The organism is Acidovorax sp. KNOB132 (assembly GCF_057541515.1).
The window spans coordinates 1-5,571 of sequence record NZ_BAAJYT010000233.1 but is presented as its reverse complement, the minus strand read 5'-3'; the positions used below and the strand labels follow the sequence as shown (position 1 = coordinate 5,571).

At 69.3% G+C, this 5,571-nt stretch carries 4 protein-coding genes; 2 read left to right on the top strand and 2 right to left on the bottom strand.

Annotated elements, in window-relative coordinates; translation table 11 throughout:
• Positions 1–1,383, bottom strand: a 1,383-nt coding sequence (dnaG, locus tag AC27IO_RS19680; RefSeq protein ID WP_498740313.1) for a DNA primase, incomplete at its 3' end; no start/stop codon positions are given.
• A 53-nt stretch (positions 1,384–1,436) separates the two neighbouring features.
• The gene (locus tag AC27IO_RS19675; protein ID WP_498740311.1) at positions 1,437–2,471 is read right to left on the bottom strand and encodes a helix-turn-helix domain-containing protein; all 1,035 of its coding nucleotides are present in this window, start codon (positions 2,469–2,471) and stop codon (positions 1,437–1,439) included.
• A gap of 338 nt (positions 2,472–2,809) precedes the next feature.
• On the opposite strand from AC27IO_RS19675, the gene AC27IO_RS19670 reads away from it, so the two are divergent.
• On the top strand, positions 2,810–5,239 hold the full coding sequence (locus AC27IO_RS19670; protein WP_498740309.1) for an Lcl C-terminal domain-containing protein: 2,430 nt from the start codon (positions 2,810–2,812) through the stop codon (positions 5,237–5,239).
• A 17-nt stretch (positions 5,240–5,256) separates the two neighbouring features.
• Positions 5,257–5,571: hypothetical protein (locus AC27IO_RS19665; protein WP_498740307.1), on the top strand; the 315-nt coding region annotated here is incomplete at its 3' end.

Here is a 5,571-nt window from a genome sequence, read left to right as displayed (position 1 = left end):
GGTTCGTCGGCGTAGGCGGGCGGGGGGGGCGCCACCGGAGGCCGTCCGGTGCGCGCCGCCGCCCTGGCGGCTGGCGTCCTGCGCTGCGGCCTGGTTCCACAGGTCGGACAGATCGCGCGCGTCGAGCTGGCCCTGCTCGGCCAGTTCGGTCAGCAACTGCCGTTTGAGCGCGCCGTCGGGCAGGGCGGACCACAGTGGCCGCGCGTTGCTCACCATGTGGGCCCGGCCTTCGGCGGTGCCCAGGTCGCAGTTCTCGCGGGCCGCCTCCAGCAGGAAGCGGCTGAGCGGCAGCGCCTCGCCCACCTGGCGGGCGAAGGCGTCGGTGCCGTGTTCGCGGATGAAGCTGTCGGGGTCGTGCTCGGCCGGCAGGAACAGGAATTTCACGCTGCGCGTGTCGGTGGCGTAGGGCAGGGCTCCGTCGAGCGCCTTGCGCGCCGCACGCCGCCCGGCCGCGTCGCCGTCGAAGCTGAACACCACGGTGTCGGTGAAACGGAACAGCTTGTGCACGTGGTCGGGCGTGCAGGCCGTGCCCAGCGTGGCCACGGCGTTCGGGAAGCCGAGCTGCGCCAGCGCCACCACGTCCATGTAGCCCTCCGTGACTAGCACATAGCCGTGCTCGCGGATGGCGGTGCGCGCCTCGAACAGGCCGTAGAGTTCGCGGCCTTTGTGGAACACGGGCGTTTCCGGCGAGTTGAGGTACTTGGGCTTGTCGTCGCCCAGCACGCGCCCGCCGAAGCCGATGCATTCGCCCTTCACATTGCGGATCGGGAACATGACGCGGTCGCGGAAGCGGTCGTAGCGCTTGTCGTCCTCCTCGTTCACGATCACCAGTCCGCTTTCGGCCAGAAGGGGGCTGTCGTACTCGGGGAACACGCTGGCCAGATTGCGCCAGCCCTCGGGCGCGTAGCCCAGGCCGTAGCGCTTGGCCACCGTGCCGGAGACGCCGCGCCCCTTGAAGTAGCCCACCGCGCGCGGCGAATCCTTGAGGTGCTTGCGAAAGGATTCGCCCGCTTTCTCGAGCACATCCGTCAGCGTGGCCTGCTTTTGCCGCTGGGCGGCGGCGCGCTCGCGTTCCTGGGGCGAGACGTCGTCCTGCGGCACCTGCAGGCCCACTTGCTGGGCCAGGTCCTGCACGGCCTCCACGAAGCCCATGCCGGCGTGCTCCATGAGGAAGCTGATGGCGTTGCCGTTCTTGCCGCAGCCGAAGCAGTGGTAGAACTGCTTGGAGGGGCTGACACTGAACGAGGGCGATTTTTCCCCGTGGAAGGGGCACAGCCCCATGAAGTTGGCGCCGCCCTTCTTGAGCTGCACGTAGCGGCCGACGATGTCGACCACATCGACGCGGGCGAGCAATTCCTGGATGAACGACTGGGGGATGGACACCCGGCGATTGTCCCCCAACGCGCCGGTGCCGGCACCCGCCGGCCGGCCGCGGGTCAGTTCGCCGGGTGGCGCGCCTCGCGCGGGCTGAGGCCGAAGCGGCGCTTGAACATGCGCTGGAAGGTGGAGGGGTCCGAAAACCCGCACCGCAGCGCGATCTCCGAGAGGCTGGGCCGCTCGGTGCCGGCCCCTGCGGTCGCGGTGATCTGCTGCCAGGCGGCCTCCAGCCGGGCGCTCCAGATGGCCGCCGCCACGCCTTCGCCATGGCGTGCGAACAGGCGGTACAGCGACGCACGCGAGCATTCCAGCAGCACCGCCAGCCGCTCGGCGCCGAAGGCCGGGTCGCCGCAGTGGCGCCGCACCAGGCCCCAGGCCGCCCGGTACAGGCTGTCGTCGAAGCGGCCTGCATCGGCCTGCAGGCCGGCCTTTTGCGATGTCTGCAGCAGGGCCAGGGCCATGTCGGTGCAGGCTTTCAGCGCCACGGTGCGTTCGTCGATCCCCATGCGCGGCGCCTCGCGCCAGGTGGCGGCCATCAGGGTCTGCAGCACGCTGCCCAGGCCCGGGCGCTGCGGCAGCTGGTCGGGCAGGGTGAAGCCGGGGCCCAGGGTGTCGTGGATCGTCTTGCGCGACACGATGAGGGACATGTCGCGGTGGCGTGAGCGCCGGATCTCCACCGGCCGGGCGTAGTCCACGAGGTAGAGCATGCCGGCCGAGATCTGCTGCGCTCCGTGGTTTTCCTGGGTGGCCCAGTCGCACTCCACCATCAGCGACAGGCTGATGTCGTCCGCGCCGTCCCGGCGACACATGGCCTCGGTGCGCACGGCATGCACGGCCTCGCTCGCGTGCTCGACCAGATCGGCCCCAAGGCCGACGATGCGCCGCAACCGCCCGCCGAACGCCGCCCCGTCCGGCGCGTCGGATTCGGGGCGCATGCGGCTGAGCACCGATTCCCGCCAGAAGTCGAGGCGCTCCCGAGGGGGGACGGGATCGGTGGCGACCTCCACCAGCGTCCCCGGCGCGTGCGGACTGGCCAGTGCCGCATGGCGGCGGTGTGGAGGGGAATCGGGAGCCGGACGGACCTCGTTTGCCATGAATTCCCTTCCGCGGTCTGTTGCTTTCTGTGTGTTTCCACTCGAAATGTAGCGCACGCGCGACAGGTCGAGAAAAAAAACCCTGTGCGGCCGACGGGGTCGAAATGGATCCTGCGTCTCACCCGCTGGGCCTGGAATGGCCGCGTGTCTCAATTCCCCGTCCGAAGGGCTCCCACCGTGGCATGGGTAAGAAATCCCCACTGGATCCGCGGGTTGAAATGGCCGGTGCGAAACGGGACGATGCACCGGTGGGCGGCAGGCCTGCCGCCCGATCCCTGGCTAAAAAACTGCGTCATCACCCCAATGGACCGGCCTGCCGGACACAACTTATGCACCCTGTGGACAGCCCCCTCGACCCCCTGCAGCATCTTGACCTCGTTCGAGGCTGCGGCGAAGGCGGACTCGGCCCCGCACCCCATGCGCTGTCGGTGCCGGTCCATGCCGAGCCGGGCGGCCCGGGCCAGGGCAGGCTCACGGTCTTCGGCGCGGGCGGCCAGACGCTGGTGGAGACGGCCTTCGACGGCCATGCCACGGTGCTGGTGCACGCGGCGCAGGGCGGCCTGCGCCTCGTCCTGGACCTGGGGGACGGCCTGCATCTGGCCGCCCGGCTCGAGGACTACCGGTCCGGCACGGCGGTCGTGCTGTCTCCGATCTCCACGCTGGTGGATGCCTACCTCGCCACGCAGCCGGGGATGGCGCTGGCGCGGGCCCAGGCGCGCGTGCTGGAGTCGCTGGGGCTGCCGCCCGACCTTCCCGTGGGGACTCTGGGCTTCAGCCTGGACCGCGACCGGTTCGATGCGGACCACTTCCACCAGGCCGCGCGCGGCGCGGGCGGCACGCAGGCCCTGACCCGGCAGGTGGCGGACGGCATCGACGCCACGGTCTCCGTCCAGCGCTTCGGACGGAACGCGGCCGGCCTGCTGGGCGCCGACAAAAGCCCCGACGCCACCATCAAGGACCTGGTGGATGGCTTGTCCGGCAACTTCAAGGACTGGGCCGGCGGCAAGGTCAAGGGCTGGCTCATGCGGGTCAGCGGGATCAACAGCTTCCTGAACGAACTGGGGCTGGGCGAAGGTGAGGACACCACCGCCAAGCAGCTGCAGGCGATCACGGCCGAGATCAAGCGGCTGAGCGAGGCGATCGGCAGGGTGCCGCGGTCCACGGCCTACATCACCCGCCTGACGGCGCTGGAGGCGTTGAAGGCGTTCGTGCAGGACAAGACCGATTTGCTGGCCAGCGCAGCGGGGGATGCGCCGCCGACGGCCGACCAGCTTCAGGAGCAATTCGTCAAGTCCGTGAATGAAAGCCTGGTGCTGACCCAGCTGCACGACAACCAGGTGGGCTCCGGTGCCGATGCCAAGGGGCTGATCCGCCTGCTGCTGGACGACCACCCCAAGTTCTATTCGGGCCGCACCGGAACGGCCTACGACGACCTGCTGTTCAACGCCTTCAACCAGGCGCGCGCACTGCAGGCCCAGGCACTCAATCTCAAGGTCGAGGCCGCCCATGCGGGCGATCCGCCGCAGCTGGACAAGGCGGAGCGGCACCTGGACGAGTACCACATCCACCTCAAGCGCCAGCGGCTGATGTACCCCAACGGGCTCAAGCCCTTCGCCGACGGCAGCATCCTGGACCGCGACACCGGCCTGATGTGGAAACCGGAGATGTTCGAATATGACGGCCTGGAAGGGCTGATGGCCGACCCGGCGAGCGCGGGCAATCCCTGGCGCCTGCCCAGCATCACCGAACTGCAGAGCCTGATACCGCCGGACGCCGTGCGCCATCGGCTGCCTTCCGGCGAGCAGTCGGCCGCGACGCCTCAAGTCATGCGGTATTTCGGCTTCAAGCCGCAGTCGTACCAGCAGGGCGGCACCACCCGCTACCGGCATTTCGCCGACCTGGGGCAGGTGGGGTCCAGGCCCTACAAGATCCTCGGCCCGGGCTACATCGTCACCCGCAACGCCTACAAGCGCCGCGATCGCCAGTGGGGCCAGTCGGACTACGAACTGCGCACGCTGGTGATGAACCTCTACAACGGCGACGAGGAAAACATCCGCATCAAATTCTGCCGTGGCGACGGCAGGTGCTATACCCAATACGGCTCCTCGCAGCCACCCGTGCCGTGGACCATGCCGGTGCTGTACGTGCGCACGCCGCCCGTTCCCGTGGAGTTCAAGGTCGAGTTCTACGAGGGTTTCAAATCCACGGCCGACACGGCGCAGGGTTGGGCGCTGGTGCGCTACTCCGACAGCGGCGATTGGAAGGACGTGACCCAGGACGCCATCTGGAGCGTCGAGGGCGAACACGCCTCGGACGTGCACGTGTCCAACCACGAAGGCACCAGCGGCCTGGTGCAACTGCGCAGCCAGGAGCGCACGCCACGTGCCTACACGATCAAGGCCGAACTGCCCTGGTACCTGTCGGACCAGCCCGGGCAATCGGGCCGGCTGGAAGGCAAGGCCATCCTCTACGGCAACCAGAGCGCGCCGGTGCCGGTACTCAAGCGGCTGCTGCTGTCCCCGGCCACGAAGATCACCAAGCAATCCCCGTTCTCGTACGACCTCAGCATCCGGGGCGTCCTGAGTTCGGGGGCCGCCATCGACAAGGACATGGCCGTCTGGTCGTGCAACCCGAGCGATTCCGGTGTGCAGATCAGCCCCTCCGGCCGGGTGACGGTGTCCCAGGCCCCCACATCGAAAAAGCAGATCCAGATCAAGGCCACGATCGGCGGCGCCGAAGGGTTCGCCTACCTCGTGCTGCTGCCCTGACCCGCGAGGCGCATTCCATGCCATTTCTCACCATCAGTGCCGGCCGCGACCGGTCCATCGCCCTCGCCGCGGACGGCGCGGCCTACGGCTGGGGCGGCGTCAAGCGGCTCGGCGCCCAGCTGCCGCCCGGCTATCCGGGCGAGCTGTGCACGTCCAGCCCCACCGAGATCGGCCACAACCGCTACGCGCAGCCGCAGCCCCAGTGGCTGAACCCCGGGCTGCCGTTCACCGCGGTGCACGACGGGCATTCCCACACGCTGGCCGTGCGCGAGGGCGGCGCCGTGGTGGCCTGCCGGCCCGTGGTGTCGCCGGAGCGCGGCGCCGACCGCGTG

What these genes read in the sequence shown, in the direction of transcription:
- AC27IO_RS19675 (WP_498740311.1), bottom strand. Translation starts at nt 2,471, where the DNA reads ATGGCAAACGAGGTCCGTCCGGCTCCCGATTCCCCTCCACACCGCCGC.